Source organism: Bradyrhizobium sp. WBAH42 (assembly GCF_024585265.1).
Classification (GTDB): Bacteria; Pseudomonadota; Alphaproteobacteria; order Rhizobiales; family Xanthobacteraceae; genus Bradyrhizobium.
The window spans coordinates 3,560,197-3,577,603 of record NZ_CP036533.1 but is presented as its reverse complement, the minus strand read 5'-3'; the positions used below and the strand labels follow the sequence as shown (position 1 = coordinate 3,577,603).

General features: G+C 65.9%; 17 protein-coding genes. 10 read left to right on the top strand and 7 right to left on the bottom strand.

Translation table 11 applies throughout. The annotated features are described in order from the left end of the window. Window positions 1-23 precede the first annotated feature (23 nt). Together DCG74_RS16715 and DCG74_RS16710 are read left to right on the top strand one after the other, a co-directional pair. Window positions 24-800, top strand: a complete 777-nt coding sequence (locus DCG74_RS16715; RefSeq protein ID WP_172784052.1) for an SDR family oxidoreductase — start codon at window positions 24-26, stop codon at window positions 798-800. Between the two features lie 126 nt (window positions 801-926). After that, window positions 927-2,345 (top strand): amidase, encoded by a 1,419-nt coding sequence (locus tag DCG74_RS16710; RefSeq protein WP_172784051.1) that lies wholly within the window; start codon window positions 927-929, stop codon window positions 2,343-2,345. Between the two features lie 151 nt (window positions 2,346-2,496). Here the strand turns inward: DCG74_RS16710 and DCG74_RS16705 are convergent, their stop codons facing one another. Then, window positions 2,497-3,603: an amino acid ABC transporter permease gene (locus tag DCG74_RS16705; RefSeq protein ID WP_172784050.1), complete on the bottom strand. Its 1,107-nt coding sequence runs from the start codon at window positions 3,601-3,603 to the stop codon at window positions 2,497-2,499. A 2-nt stretch (window positions 3,604-3,605) separates the two neighbouring features. After that, the gene (locus DCG74_RS16700; protein WP_172784619.1) at window positions 3,606-4,787 is read right to left on the bottom strand and encodes an amino acid ABC transporter permease; all 1,182 of its coding nucleotides are present in this window, start codon (window positions 4,785-4,787) and stop codon (window positions 3,606-3,608) included. 88 nt (window positions 4,788-4,875) lie between these two features. Here DCG74_RS16700 and DCG74_RS16695 point away from each other — a divergent pair, with 88 nt between their 5' ends. From DCG74_RS16695 to DCG74_RS16680, 4 genes are all read left to right on the top strand, one after another. Further along, complete coding sequence (locus DCG74_RS16695) at window positions 4,876-5,748, top strand: MurR/RpiR family transcriptional regulator (protein WP_172784049.1); 873 nt, start codon at window positions 4,876-4,878, stop codon at window positions 5,746-5,748. A 3-nt stretch (window positions 5,749-5,751) separates the two neighbouring features. Continuing rightward, window positions 5,752-7,101: an aspartate aminotransferase family protein gene (locus tag DCG74_RS16690; protein ID WP_172784048.1), complete on the top strand. Its 1,350-nt coding sequence runs from the start codon at window positions 5,752-5,754 to the stop codon at window positions 7,099-7,101. A 12-nt stretch (window positions 7,102-7,113) separates the two neighbouring features. Beyond that, window positions 7,114-8,124, top strand: coding sequence for an amino acid ABC transporter substrate-binding protein (locus DCG74_RS16685; protein WP_172784047.1), 1,011 nt, complete (start codon window positions 7,114-7,116; stop codon window positions 8,122-8,124). 147 nt (window positions 8,125-8,271) lie between these two features. Next, a complete protein-coding gene (locus tag DCG74_RS16680) occupies window positions 8,272-8,922 on the top strand; it encodes an aspartate/glutamate racemase family protein (RefSeq protein WP_172784046.1) in 651 nt (216 codons plus the stop codon). A 97-nt stretch (window positions 8,923-9,019) separates the two neighbouring features. Here the strand turns inward: DCG74_RS16680 and DCG74_RS16675 are convergent, their stop codons facing one another. Then, on the bottom strand, window positions 9,020-9,667 hold the full coding sequence (locus DCG74_RS16675) for a TetR/AcrR family transcriptional regulator (RefSeq protein WP_172784045.1): 648 nt from the start codon (window positions 9,665-9,667) through the stop codon (window positions 9,020-9,022). Between the two features lie 139 nt (window positions 9,668-9,806). Here DCG74_RS16675 and DCG74_RS16670 point away from each other — a divergent pair, with 139 nt between their 5' ends. From DCG74_RS16670 to DCG74_RS16655, 4 genes are all read left to right on the top strand, one after another. Beyond that, window positions 9,807-10,016, top strand: a complete 210-nt coding sequence (locus DCG74_RS16670; RefSeq protein WP_018648108.1) for a ferredoxin — start codon at window positions 9,807-9,809, stop codon at window positions 10,014-10,016. A gap of 57 nt (window positions 10,017-10,073) precedes the next feature. Continuing rightward, window positions 10,074-11,297: a cytochrome P450 gene (locus DCG74_RS16665; protein WP_172784044.1), complete on the top strand. Its 1,224-nt coding sequence runs from the start codon at window positions 10,074-10,076 to the stop codon at window positions 11,295-11,297. A gap of 88 nt (window positions 11,298-11,385) precedes the next feature. Further along, window positions 11,386-12,045 (top strand): sulfite oxidase-like oxidoreductase, encoded by a 660-nt coding sequence (locus tag DCG74_RS16660; protein ID WP_172784618.1) that lies wholly within the window; start codon window positions 11,386-11,388, stop codon window positions 12,043-12,045. Window positions 12,046-12,070: 25 nt separating this feature from the next. Next, entirely contained in the window at window positions 12,071-13,294 is a 1,224-nt protein-coding gene (locus DCG74_RS16655) for an alpha/beta fold hydrolase (RefSeq protein WP_172784043.1), read from the top strand. A gap of 1 nt (window position 13,295) precedes the next feature. On the opposite strand, the gene DCG74_RS16650 is transcribed toward DCG74_RS16655, so the two are convergent. The 4 genes from DCG74_RS16650 to paaI all read right to left on the bottom strand — a co-directional run bounded on the left by DCG74_RS16650 (window position 13,296) and on the right by paaI (window position 17,378). Next, window positions 13,296-14,372, bottom strand: a complete 1,077-nt coding sequence (locus DCG74_RS16650) for a YeeE/YedE family protein (RefSeq protein ID WP_172784042.1) — start codon at window positions 14,370-14,372, stop codon at window positions 13,296-13,298. A 116-nt stretch (window positions 14,373-14,488) separates the two neighbouring features. Further along, window positions 14,489-15,490, bottom strand: coding sequence for a zinc-binding alcohol dehydrogenase family protein (locus tag DCG74_RS16645; protein ID WP_172784041.1), 1,002 nt, complete (start codon window positions 15,488-15,490; stop codon window positions 14,489-14,491). Between the two features lie 64 nt (window positions 15,491-15,554). Beyond that, on the bottom strand, window positions 15,555-16,886 hold the full coding sequence (paaK, locus tag DCG74_RS16640) for a phenylacetate--CoA ligase PaaK (RefSeq protein ID WP_172784040.1): 1,332 nt from the start codon (window positions 16,884-16,886) through the stop codon (window positions 15,555-15,557). A gap of 42 nt (window positions 16,887-16,928) precedes the next feature. Beyond that, entirely contained in the window at window positions 16,929-17,378 is a 450-nt protein-coding gene (gene paaI / locus DCG74_RS16635; RefSeq protein ID WP_172784039.1) for a hydroxyphenylacetyl-CoA thioesterase PaaI, read from the bottom strand. Between the last annotated feature and the right edge of the window lie 29 nt (window positions 17,379-17,407).

Below are 17,407 nucleotides of genomic sequence, written 5' to 3'. Positions count from 1 at the left end.
TGTTCCCACGAACGAGTACCCCCATGGATCTGCATCTGCGCGGCAAGCGCGTCCTGATCACCGGCGCGTCCAAGGGCATTGGCGCAGCCGCTGCCGAGGCCTTCGCCGAGGAAGGCGCGCATCTCCTCCTCGCGGCACGCAGCGGCGATCAGCTCAAGGCGCTGGCCGACCGCTTGCGCGCCGCGCACCAGATCGACGCCGCAACGAGCATCGTCGATCTGCGCAAGGAGGACGACGTGGCCCGGCTGGCGAAAGAAGCCGCCGACATCGACGTGCTCGTCAACAATGCCGGCGACATCCCCGGCGGCTCGATCGACAAGATCGACGAGGCGGCCTGGCGGCACGCCTGGGAATTGAAGGTGTTCGGCTATATCAACCTGACGCGCTACATCTACGCGCAGATGAAAGCCAGGGGCGGCGGCGTCATCGTCAACGACATCGGCGCGGCCGGCGAAAAGTTCGACGCCAACTACATCTGCGGCAGCGCCGGCAATGCGGCGCTGATGGCGTTCACCCGTGCGCTCGGCGGCAAGAGCCTCGCCGACAACATCCGCGTCGTCGGCATCAATCCCGGCCCCGTCGGCACCGACCGCCACGTCACCCTGCTCAAGACGCGGGCCAAGCACCAGTTCGGCGACGAGACCCGCTACAAGGAATTCCAGAAGAGCCTGCCGCTCGGCAGGCCCGCGCATGCGCGCGAGATCGGCGACCTCATGGCGTTCCTCGCCTCGGATCGCGCCGGCTATACCTCGGGCGTGATCTACACGGTCGACGGCGGCATCAGCGCGGGGTGGGGATAACATTATCCTCGTCATTGCGAGCGCAGCGAAGCAATCCAGGAATGCCTCTGTAGCAACCAGTCTGGATTGCTTCGTCGCTTCGCTCCTCGCAATGACGAGCTTCGAATAAGCACAGGAGTAAGCTAATTGTCCCAAGATCTGATCCGCGAAACCGCCTGCACCGTCGTCGACAAGCTGCGCTCCGGCGACGTCTCGCCGCTCGAGCTCTTGGACGTGCTGGAGAAGCGCATCAAGCAGGTCGACGGCAAGGTCAACGCGCTGCCGACGCTGTGCTTCGATCGCGCGCGGGAGAGCGCGAAGACACTTATGCAGAAGCCGGCGGGTGCGCGCGGACTGCTCGCCGGGCTGCCGGTGCCGATCAAGGATTTGACCGATGTCGCGGGCGTGTTGAACACGCAGGGCTCGCCGATCTTCAAGGACAACATCCCCGCGAAGTCTGACCTCATGGTCGAGAACCTCGAGGCCAACGGCGCGGTCGTCTACGCCAAGTCGAACACGCCGGAATTCGGCGCCGGCGCCAACACGTTCAACGAGGTGTTCGGCGCGACGCTCAATCCCTGGGATACGACGAAATCGGCCGCAGGCTCCTCCGGCGGCGCGGCGGTGGCACTGGCGACCGGCATGGCCTGGCTCGCCCAGGGCTCCGACATGGGCGGGTCGTTGCGCAGCCCGGCGGCCTTCTGCGGCGTCGTCGGCATGCGGCCGAGCATTGGCCGCGTCGCACATACTCCGAAGTCCGGCATCGATCGCAATCTCGGCGTGGTCGGCCCGATGGCGCGCAACGTCGAGGATCTCGCGCTGCTGCTGGATGCCATGAGCGGCGACTATGCCGACGATCCGCTGTCACTGCCGGCTCCGGCAACCTCGTTCCTGTCGGCGGCCCAGGCGGGCAAGAGGCCGAAGCGCATCGCCTATTCGCCCGATCTCGGCATCACCCCGGTCGACCCCGAGGTAAAGGCGATCACGCGCAAGGCCGCCGAACGTTTCGCGGAGGCGGGCGCCATCGTCGAGGAGGCGCATCCGGACTGGCGCGAGGCGCATGAATGCTTCCACGTGCTGCGCGCCTTCGATTTTGCAATCACCAAGGCCAATCTGCTGCGCACCAAGCGCGACCTGCTCAAGCCCGAAGTGATCTGGAACATCGAGGAAGGCCTCAAGCTCACGGTCGAGCAGCTCGCGCGTGCCGAGGCGCAGCGCGTCGATATGACGGCGCGGGCGGTCGAGTTCTTCAAGAGCTACGATCTGTTGCTGACGCCGACCACGATCGTTCCGCCCTTCCCGATCGAGCATCGCTATGTCGCCGAATGTGCCGGCAAGAGGTTCGAGAACTACATTGAATGGCTCGGCATCGTCTATGCCATCACGCTGGCCTGCTGCCCGTCCCTCTCGCTGCCCTGCGGCTTCACGGCGTCGGGCCTGCCAGTCGGTGTCCAGGTGGTCGGCGCGCCGCGTGCCGATGCGCAGGTGATTGCCGGCGCGAAGATGCTGGAGGATATTCTGGGCCTGCGCGCGACGACGCCGATCGATCCGAAGGTGAAGAACTAGCCGCGCTCTCGTGCCCCGGACGCAGCGCAGCGCTTCTTCAGCGTTGCGCTGCAGAGCCGGGGCCCATCTCTCCGCGACCTCCCCTGCAGCCCTGGCTCCCGGCTCTGCGGCGCAGCGCTGAAGCGCTGCACCTTGTCCGGGACACGAGGCCTCACCTCCCGCGCGTCGCCTCCAGGCTCCGGCTGTAGCGCGACATCGCAAAGCAGAAGACGAAGTAGATCGCGGCAACGAAGATATAGACTTCGACGGAAAACTGCTGCCAGGCGGGATCGATGATCGCGGTCTTGGCCGTCGTCAGCAGGTCGAATATGCCGATGATCAGCACCAAGCTGGTGTCCTTGAAGAAGGCGATGAAGGTGTTGACCAGCGGCGGGATGACGTGGCGGATCGCCTGCGGCAGGATGATCAAGCGGTGCTTGCGCCAGTAGGACAGGCCGAGCGCGTCGGCGGCTTCATATTGCCCGCGCGGCACCGCCTGAAGCCCGCCGCGGATCACTTCGGCGAGGTAGGCGCCGGCGAACAGGATGATCGCGATCTGCGCGCGCAGCAGCTTGTCGATGTTGAATCCGGCCGGCATGAACAGCGGAAACATCACGCTGGCCATGAACAGCAGGCTCACCAGCGGCACGCCACGGATCAGCTCGACATAAAGCACGCTGAGCGAACGTATCGCCGGCAGCTTCGAACGCCGGCCGAGCGCGACCAGGATGCCGAGCGGAAAGCCGAAGGCGAGGCCGAACGTCGCCAGGATCAGCGTCACCGGCAAGCCGCCCCAGCGGTCCTGCGAGACGAAGGACAGGCCGAACACGCCGCCCCACATCAGCACGCTGATCAGCGCCAGTGCACCGATCCAGAGATAGACCAGCTCGCGCCGCCACAGCGCGCGGCGGGTCGAGAGGGTGTACAGCGCAATGAACAGCACGACCGATAGCGCCGGCCGCCACTGCTCGTCGAACGGATAGGTGCCGAACAGGATGAAGCGGTACTTTTCGGGGATGATGGCCCAGCAGGCGCCGAGGCCGCGCGCGGCGCGACAGGCGCTGGAATCGTTTGTGGGCGTCAGCCAGACCGCGTAGACGATACCCCATTGCACGAAGCTGAAAATGCCCTTGGCGAGCAGCGCCAGCAGCAGGACGGTGAGGATCCCATTCGGAATCGAGGAGAACAGGTTCTTGCGCAGCCAGTGCAGCACCGGATTGCCAAGCTGCGGACGGCGGGCAGCTCGGGGCGTCTCCGGCACGTCCGTGATAGCCGTCATGATCAGCGCTCCACCAGCGCGATACGCGAATTGTACCAGTTCATGAAGAAGCTGATGGACAGGCTGATGGTCAGGAACACCGCCATGATCAGCGCGATTGCTTCGATCGCCTGCCCGGTCTGGTTCAGCGTGGTGTTGGCGATCGAGACGACGTCCTGGTAGCCGATCGCGACCGCGAGCGAGGAGTTCTTGGTCAGGTTGAGATACTGGCTCGTCATCGGCGGCACGATAACGCGCAGCGCCTGCGGCAGGATGATCTGCCGCAGCATGAAGCTGCGGCGCAGGCCAAGCGCGTTGGCGGCATCCCACTGGCCGCGCGGCACGGACTGGATGCCGCTGCGCACGATCTCGGCGATGAAGGCCGAGGTGTAGGTCACCAGTGCGATCAGCAGCGCGAAATATTCCGGCGCGAGCGTCAACCCGCCGACGAAATTGAAGCCGCGCAGCTGCGGCCACTCGATCGTCCAGGACACGCCGAGCACAAGCGAGACCGCGGCCGGCACCACGACGATGAGACCGAGCGCAGACGGCCAGACCGGCCGCGGCTTGCCGTCGCGCATCTGCTGCGCGACCAGCCACCGACGGAAGAGGAAAAACACCGCGCAGCCCAGTAGCGCGGTGCCGAGCACCGTGAGCTGCGGCGGCCCGAACGGCATCGCCGGCAGGATCAGGCCGCGATTGGACAGGAACACGCCCTCGACGGGCCGCCACGCGGCGCGTGCAGCCGGCAGCGCCTGCATCATCACGTACCAGAACAGCAGCTGCAGCAGCAGCGGGATGTCGCGGAGCGTTTCGACATAGACCGCCGCAAGCCGCGACAACAGCCAGTTGGCCGACAGCCGCGAGATCCCGATCAGCGTGCCCAGGATCGTCGCGAGCACGATGCCGATCACGGCGACGCGCAAGGTGTTGGCGACGCCGACGACGAAGGCCCAGAGATAACTATCCCTCGGATTGTAGGCGAGCAGGCTGTCGGCAATCGGCATGCCGGCCTCGCGGCCGAGAAAGGCGAAGCCGGTGGTGATGCGCCGCGCCGAGAGATTGGTAACGGTGTTGGACCAGAGGAAGGCGATCACCCCGACCGCGATGCCGACCACCAAGACCTGCCAGAACAGCCCCTTCAATTCGTTGCGCCCGAGCACGAAGCGACGACGCGGCGGTGCTCTGGGATGATCGGCGGTCACAGCACAAAAATCCTTCTTCAAATGCAGCGATTTCCGGCGACGCACGTCAAGTGTTGCACCGAACTGAAATTCATGCAACAAATGTTTCATGGCCGAGCCCGCGAAATCCTCGCCCCTGAGCGAACTGCGCATCGCATTGCCATCGCTCCCCCTGCGCTTGCAGGAGGTCGGCCGTTTCGTCGCCGCCAATGATTACGACGCCACCACACGTTCGATGCGCGATCTCGCGGCGGAAGCCGGCGCCGATCCCGCCGCGTTCACGCGGCTTGCGAAGGCGATTGGCTATTCCGGATGGGACGAGCTGCGCGCGGCGCTGACCGAGGCGCGCCGGCCATCGCAGACCGCGCCCTTCTCCGGCCGCACAAGAGGCCGCCGTCACGGGCCGAACGCCGATGTTACGCTCGTCATCGACAAGCTCGAGGCCGAGGCCGCGGGCCTTCCACGCATCCCGGCCCAGCCGATCGCGGAAGCGGCGCGCGCGCTGCACGAGGCCAAGCGGATCTGGATCGCGGGCTACCGCAGCTGCCGCAGCGTCGCGGAGCTCCTGAATTACGAGCTGCGCCTGTTCCGGCCCGAACAGGTGCAGCTCGTCGGCACGTCCGGGCCTGATGATCTCGATCTCGGCGCGTTCCGGCCCGACGAAGCCGTCATCGTCATCGGCTTCCTGCCCTACACCCATGCCAGCGTCCGCGTCGCGCAGGCCGCTCATCGCAGCGGCGCAACGCTGGTCGCGATCGCGGACAGCCTCGCGGCACCGATGGCCGAGGGCGCCGATCACGTGCTGCTGTTCGAGGCGGCCTCCTCGCCCGGCTTTTTCCCCAGCCTCACGGGCGCGATCGCGATTGCGCAGTCGCTCGCGGCGGTCACGTTCTCGCTCGGCGGCGCCGCCGCGAAGAAGCGTCTGGAAAATACCGAGGCGCGGCTCAGTGCTGCCTCCACCTACGTCTCGGAGAAAGGTTGACCCATGAGCACCCGCACCAGCCGCGTGCTGCATCGCTCGCTGCGCGAAACGCCGCCCAAGGCGATCGGCGGCGAAGGCGTTTATCTCTTCGCCGAGGACGGGCGTCGCATCATCGATGCCTCCGGCGGCGCGGCGGTCTCCTGCCTCGGCCACCAGCACCCGCGCGTGATCGCGGCGATGGCCAGGCAGGCCTCGACCCTGGCCTATGCCCACACCGCCTTCTTCTCTTCCGAGCCGGCCGAAGCGCTGGCCGAGCGGCTGGTCGGGCATGAGCCCGGCGGTCTCGCCTACGCCTATTTCGTCAGCGGCGGATCGGAGGCGATCGAAGCCAGCATCAAGCTGGCGCGGCAATATTTCATCGAGCGCGGCCAGCCGCAGCGGCAGCATTTCATCGCGCGGCGGCAGAGCTATCACGGCAACACGCTCGGCGCGCTCGCCGCCGGCGGCAATGCCTGGCGTCGCGCGCCCTATGCGCCGCTGCTGTCGAGCGCTTTCAGCCACGTCACGCCGGCGTTCGCCTATCACGAGAAGCGCGAGGGCGAGTCGGATGCGCAGTTCGTCGCGCGCCTCGCCGCCGAGCTCGACGCCGAGTTCCAGCGGCTCGGCTCCGACACCGTGGCGGCCTTCCTCGCCGAGCCCGTCGTCGGCGCCACCGCCGGCGCCGTGACCGCCCCGGACGGCTACTTCAAAGCGGTGCGCGAGATCTGCGACCGGCACGGTGCGCTGCTCATTCTCGACGAGGTCATGTGCGGCATGGGCCGCACCGGCACGACGCATGCCTGGGAGCAGGAAGGTGTCGCACCCGACATCCAGGCGATCGCAAAGGGGCTTGGCGGCGGCTACCAGCCGATCGGGGCCATGCTCGCAAGCGGCAAGATCATCGACACCATCCGTTCGGGCACGGGCGCATTTCAGCACGGCCACACTTATCTGGCACACCCCCTCGCCTGCGCCGCCGCGCTCGCGGTGCAGGATGTGATCCGCGACGACGGTCTGCTCGACCGCGTGAAGGAGCGCGGCAAGCAGCTCGAGCAGCGCCTGACGGAGCGTTTCGGCAATCACCGCCATGTCGGCGACATCAGGGGCCGAGGCCTGTTCTGGGCAATCGAGCTCGTCGCCGATCGCGCTAGCCGCGCCGCGTTCGATCCGGCGCTCAAGCTGCACCAGAAGATCAAGGCCGAAGCCTTCGCGAACGGGCTCGGCTGCTATCCGGGCGGCGGCACCGTCGATGGTGTGCGCGGCGACCACGTGCTGCTCGCACCGCCCTATATCGCCTCGGCGGACGAAATCGACCTGATCGTCGACAAGCTCGGCACGGCCGTCGACAACGTGTTGCGTAGTGTCAATCACTGAGGGGAGAGTAGTATGAGGAAAGTGGTTATTGCAGCGGGCCTGCTGGCGGCATCGACGGTGATGGCGTCGGCGGCGACGCTCGATACGGTGAAGGGTCGCGGCACCCTGGTGTGCGGCGTCAGCGCCGGCTTTGCCGGCTTCTCGGCACCGGACTCGCAGGGCAATTACAAGGGTCTCGACGTCGATTATTGCCGCGCGCTGGCGGCCAGCGTGCTCGGCGATCCCACCAAGGTGCGCTACGTCTCGTTGACGGCACAGAACCGCTTCACCGCCTTGCAATCGGGCGAGATCGACGTGCTCTACCGCAACTCGACGCAGACCTATTTGCGCGGCGTAACGCTCGGCCTGCGGCAGGGCCCGATCAACTTCTACGACGGCCAGGGTTTTGTCGTGAAGAAGGACCTCGGCGTGAAGGAGCTGAAGGACCTCAAGGGTGCCACCGTCTGCGTCGCGCAGGGCACCACGCACGAGGTCACGCTCGGCGATTACGGCCGCGCCAACGGCATCGACTGGAAGCCGCTGGTGTTCGACCGCATCGACACCATGTACCAGACCTTCTTCGGCGGCCGCTGTGATGCCATGACCCAGGACGCTTCCGCCCTCGCCGGCGCGGTGACCACCGCGGCGCCGAACGCGGCCGACTACATCGTGCTGCCGCAGACCATCAGCAAGGAGCCGCTCGGCCCCTTCACCCGCAACGGCGACGAGGTCTGGAGCGACATCATCACCTGGCTGCATTACGGCCTGATCGAGGCCGAGGAGCTCGGCGTCACGCAGGCCAATGTCGATGAGATGACGAAGTCGCAGACGCCCGCGATCCAGCGGCTGCTGGGCGCCAGCGGCGATCTCGGCTCGCGACTCGGGCTCGACAACAAATGGCTGGTCACGGCGATCAAGGCCGGCGGCAATTACGGCGAGATTTTCGAGCGCAATGTCGGCAAGGCGAGCCCGCTCAAGCTCGATCGCGGCCTCAACGGCCTCTGGAGCAAGGGCGGCTTGATGTACGCCATTCCGTTCAAGTAAAGGTGCTCCGTGTCCCGGACACGCTGCAGCGTGCAACGCTGCTGCGCAGAGCCGCGACCAGCAACGACAATGGGCCCCGGCTCTGCAGCGCAATACTGCGCATTGCGCTGCGTCCGGGGCACGAGACCTCCCAGGTAGTCACCTTCCATGCCGACGCCCCCTCGCATCGCCCTGATCCACGCCCTCAAGCATTCCATCGCCCCGATCGAGGCGGCGCTTGCGCAGGCGTGGCCCGAGGCGCGGCTGATGAACCTGCTCGACGACAGCCTGTCTGCAGACCTGGCCCGCGACGGCACGCTCACTGATGCCATGACCGAACGCTTCCTGGCGCTCGGCGATTACGCGGCGGCGACGGGAGCGGATGGCATCCTGTTCACCTGCTCCGCCTTCGGCCCTTGCATCGAGGCCGTCGCGCGCGCGCATGCGCCGATGCCGGTGCTCAAGCCGAACGAGGCCATGATCGAGAGGGCGGTGACCATGGGCCAGCGCATCGGCCTGCTCTCGACCTTTCCGCCGACGCTGGCATCGATGCCGTCCGAATTTCCCGCTTCGGTCGAGGTCGTGCCGAAACTTGCCGAAGGCGCACTGGCAGCGCTCGACCACGGCGACCGCACCACGCATGACCGGCTGATCGCAGACGCCTCAAGGAGCTTGCGCGATTGCGACGTCATCGCGCTGGCGCAATTCAGCATCGCCGCGACCGCGCCGCTCGTCGCGGAGGCCACGGGCCTCCCCGTCGTGACCACGCCGGACAGCGCGGTCGAGAAGCTGATGAGGCTGTTGAAGGTGAAGGCCTAAAGCGCGATGCGATTAGGATGAATCGTCATCGCGCTTCAGGTTATTGTTCGAGCATGATCTTCTCGGAAAACCGCTTCACACTTTTCCGGATCATGCTCTAAGCGCCGGCCTTGGTCCGACGCCGCGCATCCTTGATCGCGACCGCAAGCGCAGCCTTGGTCTCGTTGACGAAATCCTCGACCAGCTCCTCGCGCGTGGCGTGCGCCGCCTCGCCGGTGAACAGGCCCTGCTCGGCCAGCATCACCACCCCGTGCAGCGCCGCCCAGATCTTGAGCGCCTGCCGCTCGCGCAAATAACCCACGGCGGGCGCTTCCAAAGCTTCGATGACGAGCGCAAAGGTCTCCCGCGTCGCTGCGTGCAACTCGCTGCCCTTGGCCGCGCAGGACACCGTGCGTGAGGCGAACATCAAGCGGTAAATGCCATTCCGGCGCAGACCGAAATCGAGCGTCGCCTGTGCGAGCCGCGAGAGCTTCGATTGCTTCGACGAGTTTGCCATCGCTTCGCGCAACAGCGCTGAGAGCTGCCGGAATGCTTCCGCGGTGACGGCGGCGAGCAGCGCCTCGCGGTCGGCAAAATGCCGGTACGGCGCCGGCTGCGAGACGCCGAGCTTCTTGGCAAGCGCCTTGATGCTGATCGCCTCGGCGCCGCCCTGCTCCGCCTCGTGCAGCGCGGCCTCGATCAACGCATCGCGGAGATCGCCATGGTGGTAGGTCTTCTCGGGCTTGCGGGCTGGTCGTGAACGCATGTCGGGGCGAAGCCTATAAGTTTGCGCTTGACAGGGGAAGCCCGCCGCGAATGTAATAGCATATAACTTAAACAAAATCGGGATGAGGAAACGCGCCGCCCTTCGGGCCCTCGCGCGCACACGACCAAGGAAGCCGAAAATGGCAGAGCGACTGAAGGTTCACGTCGATCCGGACAAATGCCAGGGCCATGCCCGCTGCAAGGCGCTCGCGCCGGAGCTTTTCGAGCTCGACGAATACGGCAACGCGCACGAAGCCGGCGACGGCACCGTCCCGCCGGGGCTCGAGGACAAGGCCTGGCTTGCGAAGTCCAACTGTCCGGAAATCGCAATCGATGTGATCGAGGAATAACGCGGCCGCGGCCGCCCCGCGTGCTTTCAGCGAACACGAGCCAAGGGATTCCCTGCCATGTCCGATGTCGACCAGCCCGCCGCCCATCCGCCCGTGACCGACTGGGTCCATGACTTCGACCACACCGATCCGCAATGGACGGAGGACCCCTTCCCGATCTGGGACGAGCTGCGAGCCGCAAGCCCCGTGGTGCACACGAAACGCTTCCTCGGCTGCTACCTTCCGACGACCTATGAGGCCGTGCGCGAGATCGCCAACGACTCCGAGCACTTCTCCTCACGCCGCATCATCGTCCGTGACGTGCGGCCGGAAATCACCAGCCGGAACGCGGCCCCGCCGATCACCTCCGATCCGCCCGAGCACAAGCCGGCCAAGCAATTGTTGCTGCCGCCCTTCACGCCGGACGCGATGAAGAAGCTCGAGCCGCGGGTCCGCGCTATCTGCAACGAGCTGATCGACGACTTCATCGCCGAGCGGCGAGTGGACGCTGCGGCGCGCTACACCAAGCACATTCCGGTTCGGGCGATCGCGCACATGCTCGGCATTCCCGAGAGCGACAGCGACCTTTTCATCAATTGGATCCACATGATCCTCGAGCTCGGCATCAGGGACGAGAGCAAGCTGCTCCAGGCCGTGCAGGAGATGACGGCCTATTTCGGCGGCCACATCGAAGCGCGCAAGAACAAGCCCACCGACGACCTGATCTCCTACCTGATGAACGCAAGGGACAAGAACGGCAATCCGCTCGAGGACAGCCATGTGATGGGCTCGCTGCGCCTGCTGCTGATCGCCGGCATCGACACCACCTGGAGCGCGATCGGCTCCTCGCTCTGGCATCTTGCGAAGACGCCGGCCGACCGCGAGCGGCTGATCGCCGAGCCCGGGCTGATACCGACCGCCGTGGAGGAACTGCTGCGCGCCTATTCGCCGGTGACGATGGCGCGCGAGGTGGTCAAGGAGACCACGGTGTCCGGCTGTCCGGTCAAGCCGGGCAACATGGTGCTGCTGTCGTTTCCGGCAGCCAACCGCGACCCCAAGATGTTTCCGGACGCTGACAAAGTCGTGATCGACCGGCGCGAGAATCGCCACGCCGCCTTCGGTCTCGGCATCCACCGCTGTGTCGGTTCCAACCTCGCGCGCATGGAAATGCAGGTGGCGCTGGAGGAATGGCTGAAGCGGATTCCCGACTTCCGGCTCGATCCGGCAGGCACCGTGACCTGGTCACAGGGAACGGTCCGAGGCCCACGCCAGTTGCCATTTTTGCTCGGAAAGGCGATGTAAGCCTTCCCGAAGCGAAGGAAGCGGACAGGCCTGTCATGGCATGCGCGACACCAAGCACGCCTCCGCCATGCATCGCCACGAGCAGGCCATGACCGACGAGACGCCATCCGACAGCAAGCTGACGCGCACCAAGGAGAAATGGGCGCGCGAGGGCCGCTTTCTCACCGGCAAGATCACACGGCCGGAGGATCAACGGCTTCCACCCGGGCAGCACCTCACCAAGGACTGGCCGGTGCTCGATCTCGGGGTCACCCCGCCGGTCTCGCGCGAGCGCTGGCGGCTCGACGTCTATGGCGCGGTCGAGGTGCCCGTGTTCTGGAGCTTTGCCGAGTTCGCCGCGCAGAAGCAGTCCCGGTTCACCTCGGACATCCATTGCGTCACGACCTGGTCGCGCTATGACAACGAGTGGGAAGGGCTCGCCACGCGTGAGCTGCTGGCGGCCTGCCAGCCGCGCGAGGATGCCCGCTTCGTCGTGCTGCATTCCTACGACGGTTACACCACCAACCTCGCGCTGGAGGATTTTGCCGCCGAGGAGGCGCTGCTCGCCCACAGCTGGTCCGGCCAGCCGCTGACGGAGGAGCATGGTGGCCCGGTGCGGCTGGTGGTGCCGCACCTCTATTTCTGGAAGAGCGCGAAATGGCTCCAGGCCATCGAATTCCTGACCGAGGACGCGCCGGGCTTCTGGGAAGTCCGCGGCTACCATAACCGCGGCGATCCCTGGGCCGAGCAGCGCTATTCGGGCGATTAAATTCGAGCAAGAACGGGGGAAGCCCATGCCGACGGAACGCTTTCAATTCACCGGCGAAGGCGGCCATCAGCTCGCGGCCGCGCTGGAGCTGCCCGACGGCGAGCCCGCGGCTTTCGCGCTGTTCGCGCACTGCTTCACCTGCGGCAAGGACACGCTGGCAGCAAAGCGGATTTCCGTGGCACTGGCGGCCAGGGGCATCGCTGTGCTGCGCTTCGACTTTACCGGGCTCGGCTCGAGCGAAGGCGATTTCGCCAATTCGACGTTCTCCTCCAACGTTGCCGACCTCGTGCGCGCAGCCGATCATCTGCGTGACATCCGCAAGGCACCCTCGATCCTGATCGGCCATAGCCTCGGTGGCGCCGCGATCCTCGCCGCCGCGGGACAGATTCCGGAGGCGAGAGCGGTGGCCACCATCGCGGCGCCCTCGGATCCCGCCCACGTCACCGGCCTGTTCAGGGAGCATCTCGACGACATCCGCGCGCAGGGCGAGGTCGAAGTCTCGCTCGCGGGACGGCCGTTCCGGATCAAGCGCGAATTCCTCGACGACATCGCCGAGCAAGCGCTGATGAAGGACGCCACCGGCCTACACAAGGCGCTGCTGGTGATGCATTCGCCCGTCGACGACACCGTCGGCATCGACAACGCGACGAAGATCTTCGTTGCGGCAAGACACCCCAAGAGCTTCGTCTCGCTCGACCATGCCGATCATCTTCTGACCAAGCCTGCCGACGCGCTCTATGCGGCCGACGTGATCGTGGCCTGGGCGAGCCGTTATGTCGATGCAGCGAAGCCCGCGAAGGCGATGGATCTACCTGAGGAGCCGCGGAAGGTCGTGGTGCAGGAGACCCGCAAGAGCAAATTCAACCAGGCCATCACGGTCGGCCCACATCATCTGGTGGCTGACGAGCCGCTCGCGGCCGGCGGCGCCGATGCCGGACCCGGCCCGTACGATTTCCTGCTCGCCGGCTTGGGTGCCTGCACCTCCATGACCATGCGCCTTTATGCCGACCGCAAGTCGCTGCCGCTCGACCGCGTCACGGTCACGCTGAAGCATTCCAAGATCTACGCCAAGGATTGTGCGGAATGCGAGACCCGCGAGGGCATGCTCGACCAAATCGAGCGCGACATCGCGATCGACGGCGCCCTCGATACCGAGCAGCGCAAGAAGCTGATGGAGATCGCCGACAAGTGCCCGGTGCACCGCACCCTGACATCGGAGATCCGCATCGTGACCAAGGCGGTGGAGTAGCTCAAGCGGCCCGCGAGTCGGCTTCGGCGGCCTGGAGCGGCTGAACCCGCAGCGCACCGCGCAGCCCTGCCGCGGTGCCGAGCAGGATGCCGGCAACCGCGACGAACGAGCCAAGCGCGAGCGTAGACACGCCCGTGAGCCCCTGCCCGATCGAGCAGCCGAATGCCATCACGCCGCCGATCCCCATCAGCGCAGCGCCGGCCCCTGAGCGCAGCATGTGGCGTGGCGACGAATAGCCCTCGAGCTTGAAGCGGCGAGTTGCGACTGCCGTCACCAGACTGCCGGTGAAGACGCCGGCAACAGTCGCGATGCCGAAGTTGAGCGTCAGCCCGGTCGAGAGCATGGCGTATTGCAGGGCATCGGCGATCGGCGCGACGAACGTAAGGGAGGTCACGGGGACCGGATTGAAGTCGTCGGCACCGAGATAGCCGGTAACCAACCAGCCGCCGGCGACGAGGAGGCCCACGATGACGCCCGCTACGATCTGACCGGGCGAGCGGCGGAACGCCGGATGCGCGATAGCAAACAGGATCAGCGCGACGACGATCGTCGCGGCTGCCAGTGCGCGCGCAGCCGCCTCGGTGAGTCCGAGCGTCGCGAGCAAGGACGGCAGCGAATTCGCGTTGACCGTAGTTTGCGTCGCCTGGACCAGCTCGATACGCCCGGGCGCGATCAAGCCCTTGAGCGTCATCTGCGCGGCGATCGCCAGCACGATTACGACCACGAAAGAGCGGAGATTGCCGCGGCCGAGCAGCACCAGCGCCCGCGAGCCGCAGCCGTTCGACAGCACCATGCCGTAACCGAACAGCAGGCCGCCGAGGAACAGCACCGCCGGCGAAAACGACGGCTGCAGATAGATCGACTTGCCGAGATCGACCGTGCCGCTGCCGGCAAGGAGCTGGCTGGCGGCGATCGCAACCGCAATCGCCAGCGCATAGCTCCGCACCAGTCGCCCATCACCCTCCGCCAGCCACCCGCGCATGCTGCTCATCAGGCAGAAGCCGCTGAGCAGGCCGACAGCGCCGTAGACGAGGCCGATGACGAGACCAGCGAGGATGACAAGTTGCGTGGATTCCATCGGTTGTTCTCAGACCTCTCGCCTTTCTCCGTCATTGCGAGCGCAGCGAAGCAATCCAGTCTGTCTTCGCGGATGCATTTTCTGGATTGCTTCGCTGCGCTCGCAATGATGGTGGATTACGGCTTCAGTATCACCCTGTCGCGCGAAGAACCGGCGACGGCGACGTACGCCTCCTTCGCGCGCTCCAGCGGATAGATCGCGTTCGCCTTGATCGGAAACGGTTTCAGATGGCCGCTCGCAAAACCCGGCCCAAGGTCGCGCAGCACCGCGCCCGTTGCGGCCGACGACAGGCCAAGCGTGTCGATGCCGACATAGGTGTGCTGTCCGCGATAGAATTCGAGGATGTTGAACTGCACGATGCAATCGATCGCGGCGATCAGAATCTGGCGGCCGCGCAAGGCCAGCGACTTGTGCGCGGCCTGAAAATAGGGATCGCCGACCGTGTTGAAGACGATGTCGGCGCCCTTGCCGCCGGTCAATTCGCGCACGCGCGCGGCGACGTCGGTGACGGAGGCGTCGATCACCTCGATGGGCGCGTTGGCGTGGCCTTCATAGGCTTCCGCCTTGCGCACCACGCCTATGACGCGCGCGCCCTGCCAAGTCGCGATCTGCACCGCGGCCTGGCCGACCTTGCCGTTGACGCCGAACACCAGGACAGTCTCGCCGCTCTTCGGCACGCCGGCGCGGCGAAAGCCTTCCATCGCGGTGACGAAGGGCACGCCGATGCCGGCGGCCTCCTCCCAGGACACCGTCTTCGGCTTCTCCACGACCGCATCGGCTTCGACCACGAGATGGCTCGCATGGGTGCCGTCACGACGGATGCCGAGATCGCCGGAGGAGCCGAACACTTCGCGCCCGATTGTGCCGGTGGGCCCGTCGATCACCACGCCGGCGTAATCGCGGCCGGGGGTCCGGGGGAACACGGCATAGGGCATCAGCCCGGTCGCAGCCTTGACGTCGGACGGATTGACGGCGGCGGCCTTCACTTCGATCAGCAGATCGTTCGGCCCACGCGCGAGCATCCGGCGCTCAACGATCGGTGCAAGCGCAGCGGCATTTTCAGCTTTGGCGTTGAGGCGCACGCAGCGCGCTTCGACGGTTTTGGCATCGGCTGACATGAAAAGACCCGCGATTTCTCGCGGGCCTTGTCGCCTCTGGAGCCAGTCGAGTCAATCCGTCCCGTCAGTCCTTGGGCCGCTTGTCGTAGAGCCGCTTGGCCTTGCCGAGCGAGCGCTCCAGCGTCGCGGGCGCAACCACCTGCACCCTGGAGCTGACGCCGATCGTGTTCTTGATGTGGGTCGAAATCCGGTCCGCATGATCGACGAGCCCGCGGCCGTCCCAGCTCTCGGGCCGTGCCTCGGCGATGATGGTCAGCTCGTCCATGCGGCCCTCGCGGGTGAGTTCCAGGATGAAGTGGCCGCCGCACCAGTCGGTCGCGAGCAGCACCTCCTCGATCTGGGTCGGGAACAGGTTGACGCCCCGCAGGATGATCATGTCGTCGGAGCGGCCCGTCACCTTCTCCATGCGCCGCATGCCCGGCCGCGCCGTGCCCGGAAGCAGCCGCGTCAGGTCGCGGGTGCGATAGCGGATCACCGGAAAGGCTTCCTTGGTGAGCGAGGTGAAGACCAGCTCGCCCTTCTCGCCGTCCGGCAGCACAGCGCCGGTCTCGGGGTCGATCACTTCCGGGTAGAAATGATCCTCCCAGATGTGCAGGCCATCCTTGGTCTCGATGCACTCCTGCGCGACGCCGGGGCCGATCACCTCGGACAGGCCGTAGATGTCGGTCGCGTCCATGTCGAAGGCGTCCTCGATCTCGGCGCGCATCGCGTTGGTCCAGGGCTCGGCGCCGAAGATGCCGATCTTGAGCGAGCACTGGCGCGGATCGAGCTTCTGGCGCTTGAACTCGTCGAGGATCGCGAGCATGTAGCTCGGCGTTACCGTGATGATGTCGGGCCGGAAATCGTTGATGAGCTGCACCTGCCGCTCGGTCATGCCGCCGGAGATCGGCACCACCGTGCAGCCGAGCTTCTCAGCGCCGTAATGCACGCCGAGACCGCCGGTGAACAGGCCATAGCCGTAGGCATTGTGGATGATCATGCCGGTGCGGCCGCCAGCGGCGCGGATCGAGCGCGCCATCACCTCGGACCAGGTGTCGATGTCGCGTTGCGTGTAGCCAACCACGATCGGCTTTCCGGTCGTGCCGGAAGAGGCATGCACCCGCACCAGTTTTTCGCGCGGCACGGCGAACATGTTGAAGGGATAGTTGTCGCGCAGGTCCGTCTTCACCGTGAACGGAAATTTCGCGAGATCGGAGAGCTCGCGAAAATCGGACGGATGCACGCCCGCCGTGTCGAAGGCCTTGCGGTAATGCGCGACGTTGTCGTAGGCGTGCTTCAGCGACCAGGCCAGCCGCTGCTTCTGCAGCGCCATGATCTCGTCGCGCGAGGCGCGCTCGTGCGCGTCCATCTCGGCGTTATAGGCGCTGCCACCTTCCTTGAGCCTCGTCAGAGCCATCCTCGTTTCCCCACGTTGTCTGTTCTTTTCTTCTTTTTGGTCTTATTGATCTTGCGGCGGCAGCCACGCGCCGGGAATGACGCGCGAATGTCCGCGGAATTCCGCGATGACGACCTCGCCCGCCGTGACACGCACGTCGTAGATGCCGGAACGGCCGCCGCGGGTGATTTCCCGTCCCTTGGCGATGAGACGATCGCCAAGCTTGCCGGGCTTGATGAAGGTGATCTGGCCCTGCGCCGCCACGACGCGCTCATTGTGCGAATTGCACGCGAACGCGAAGGCGGAATCGGCGAGCGTGAAGATGAAGCCGCCATGGGCAATGCGCTGGCCGTTGACCATGTCCGGCCGCACCATCATTGCGAGCGTCGCAAAGCCCGGGCCGATCTCGACGATCTCCATGCCGAGACCCTTGGAGGCATCGTCCTCGGCCCACATCGCATCGGCGCAGGCGCGGGCGATATCCTCAGGCGACAGGGCGGCTTTGACGTTCACGCGCTTCTCCCGGCTGTTTGCACGCAATG

What these genes read in the sequence shown, in the direction of transcription:
- DCG74_RS16660 (WP_172784618.1), top strand. Translation starts at nt 11,386, where the DNA reads ATGACCGACGAGACGCCATCCGACAGCAAGCTGACGCGCACCAAGGAG.
- DCG74_RS16665 (WP_172784044.1), top strand. Translation starts at nt 10,074, where the DNA reads ATGTCCGATGTCGACCAGCCCGCCGCCCATCCGCCCGTGACCGACTGG.
- DCG74_RS16695 (WP_172784049.1), top strand. Translation starts at nt 4,876, where the DNA reads ATGGCCGAGCCCGCGAAATCCTCGCCCCTGAGCGAACTGCGCATCGCA.
- DCG74_RS16690 (WP_172784048.1), top strand. Translation starts at nt 5,752, where the DNA reads ATGAGCACCCGCACCAGCCGCGTGCTGCATCGCTCGCTGCGCGAAACG.
- DCG74_RS16670 (WP_018648108.1), top strand. Translation starts at nt 9,807, where the DNA reads ATGGCAGAGCGACTGAAGGTTCACGTCGATCCGGACAAATGCCAGGGC.
- DCG74_RS16715 (WP_172784052.1), top strand. Translation starts at nt 24, where the DNA reads ATGGATCTGCATCTGCGCGGCAAGCGCGTCCTGATCACCGGCGCGTCC.
- DCG74_RS16645 (WP_172784041.1), bottom strand. Translation starts at nt 15,490, where the DNA reads ATGTCAGCCGATGCCAAAACCGTCGAAGCGCGCTGCGTGCGCCTCAAC.
- DCG74_RS16705 (WP_172784050.1), bottom strand. Translation starts at nt 3,603, where the DNA reads ATGACGGCTATCACGGACGTGCCGGAGACGCCCCGAGCTGCCCGCCGT.
- DCG74_RS16675 (WP_172784045.1), bottom strand. Translation starts at nt 9,667, where the DNA reads ATGCGTTCACGACCAGCCCGCAAGCCCGAGAAGACCTACCACCATGGC.
- DCG74_RS16655 (WP_172784043.1), top strand. Translation starts at nt 12,071, where the DNA reads ATGCCGACGGAACGCTTTCAATTCACCGGCGAAGGCGGCCATCAGCTC.
- paaK (WP_172784040.1), bottom strand. Translation starts at nt 16,886, where the DNA reads ATGGCTCTGACGAGGCTCAAGGAAGGTGGCAGCGCCTATAACGCCGAG.
- DCG74_RS16685 (WP_172784047.1), top strand. Translation starts at nt 7,114, where the DNA reads ATGAGGAAAGTGGTTATTGCAGCGGGCCTGCTGGCGGCATCGACGGTG.
- DCG74_RS16650 (WP_172784042.1), bottom strand. Translation starts at nt 14,372, where the DNA reads ATGGAATCCACGCAACTTGTCATCCTCGCTGGTCTCGTCATCGGCCTC.
- DCG74_RS16680 (WP_172784046.1), top strand. Translation starts at nt 8,272, where the DNA reads ATGCCGACGCCCCCTCGCATCGCCCTGATCCACGCCCTCAAGCATTCC.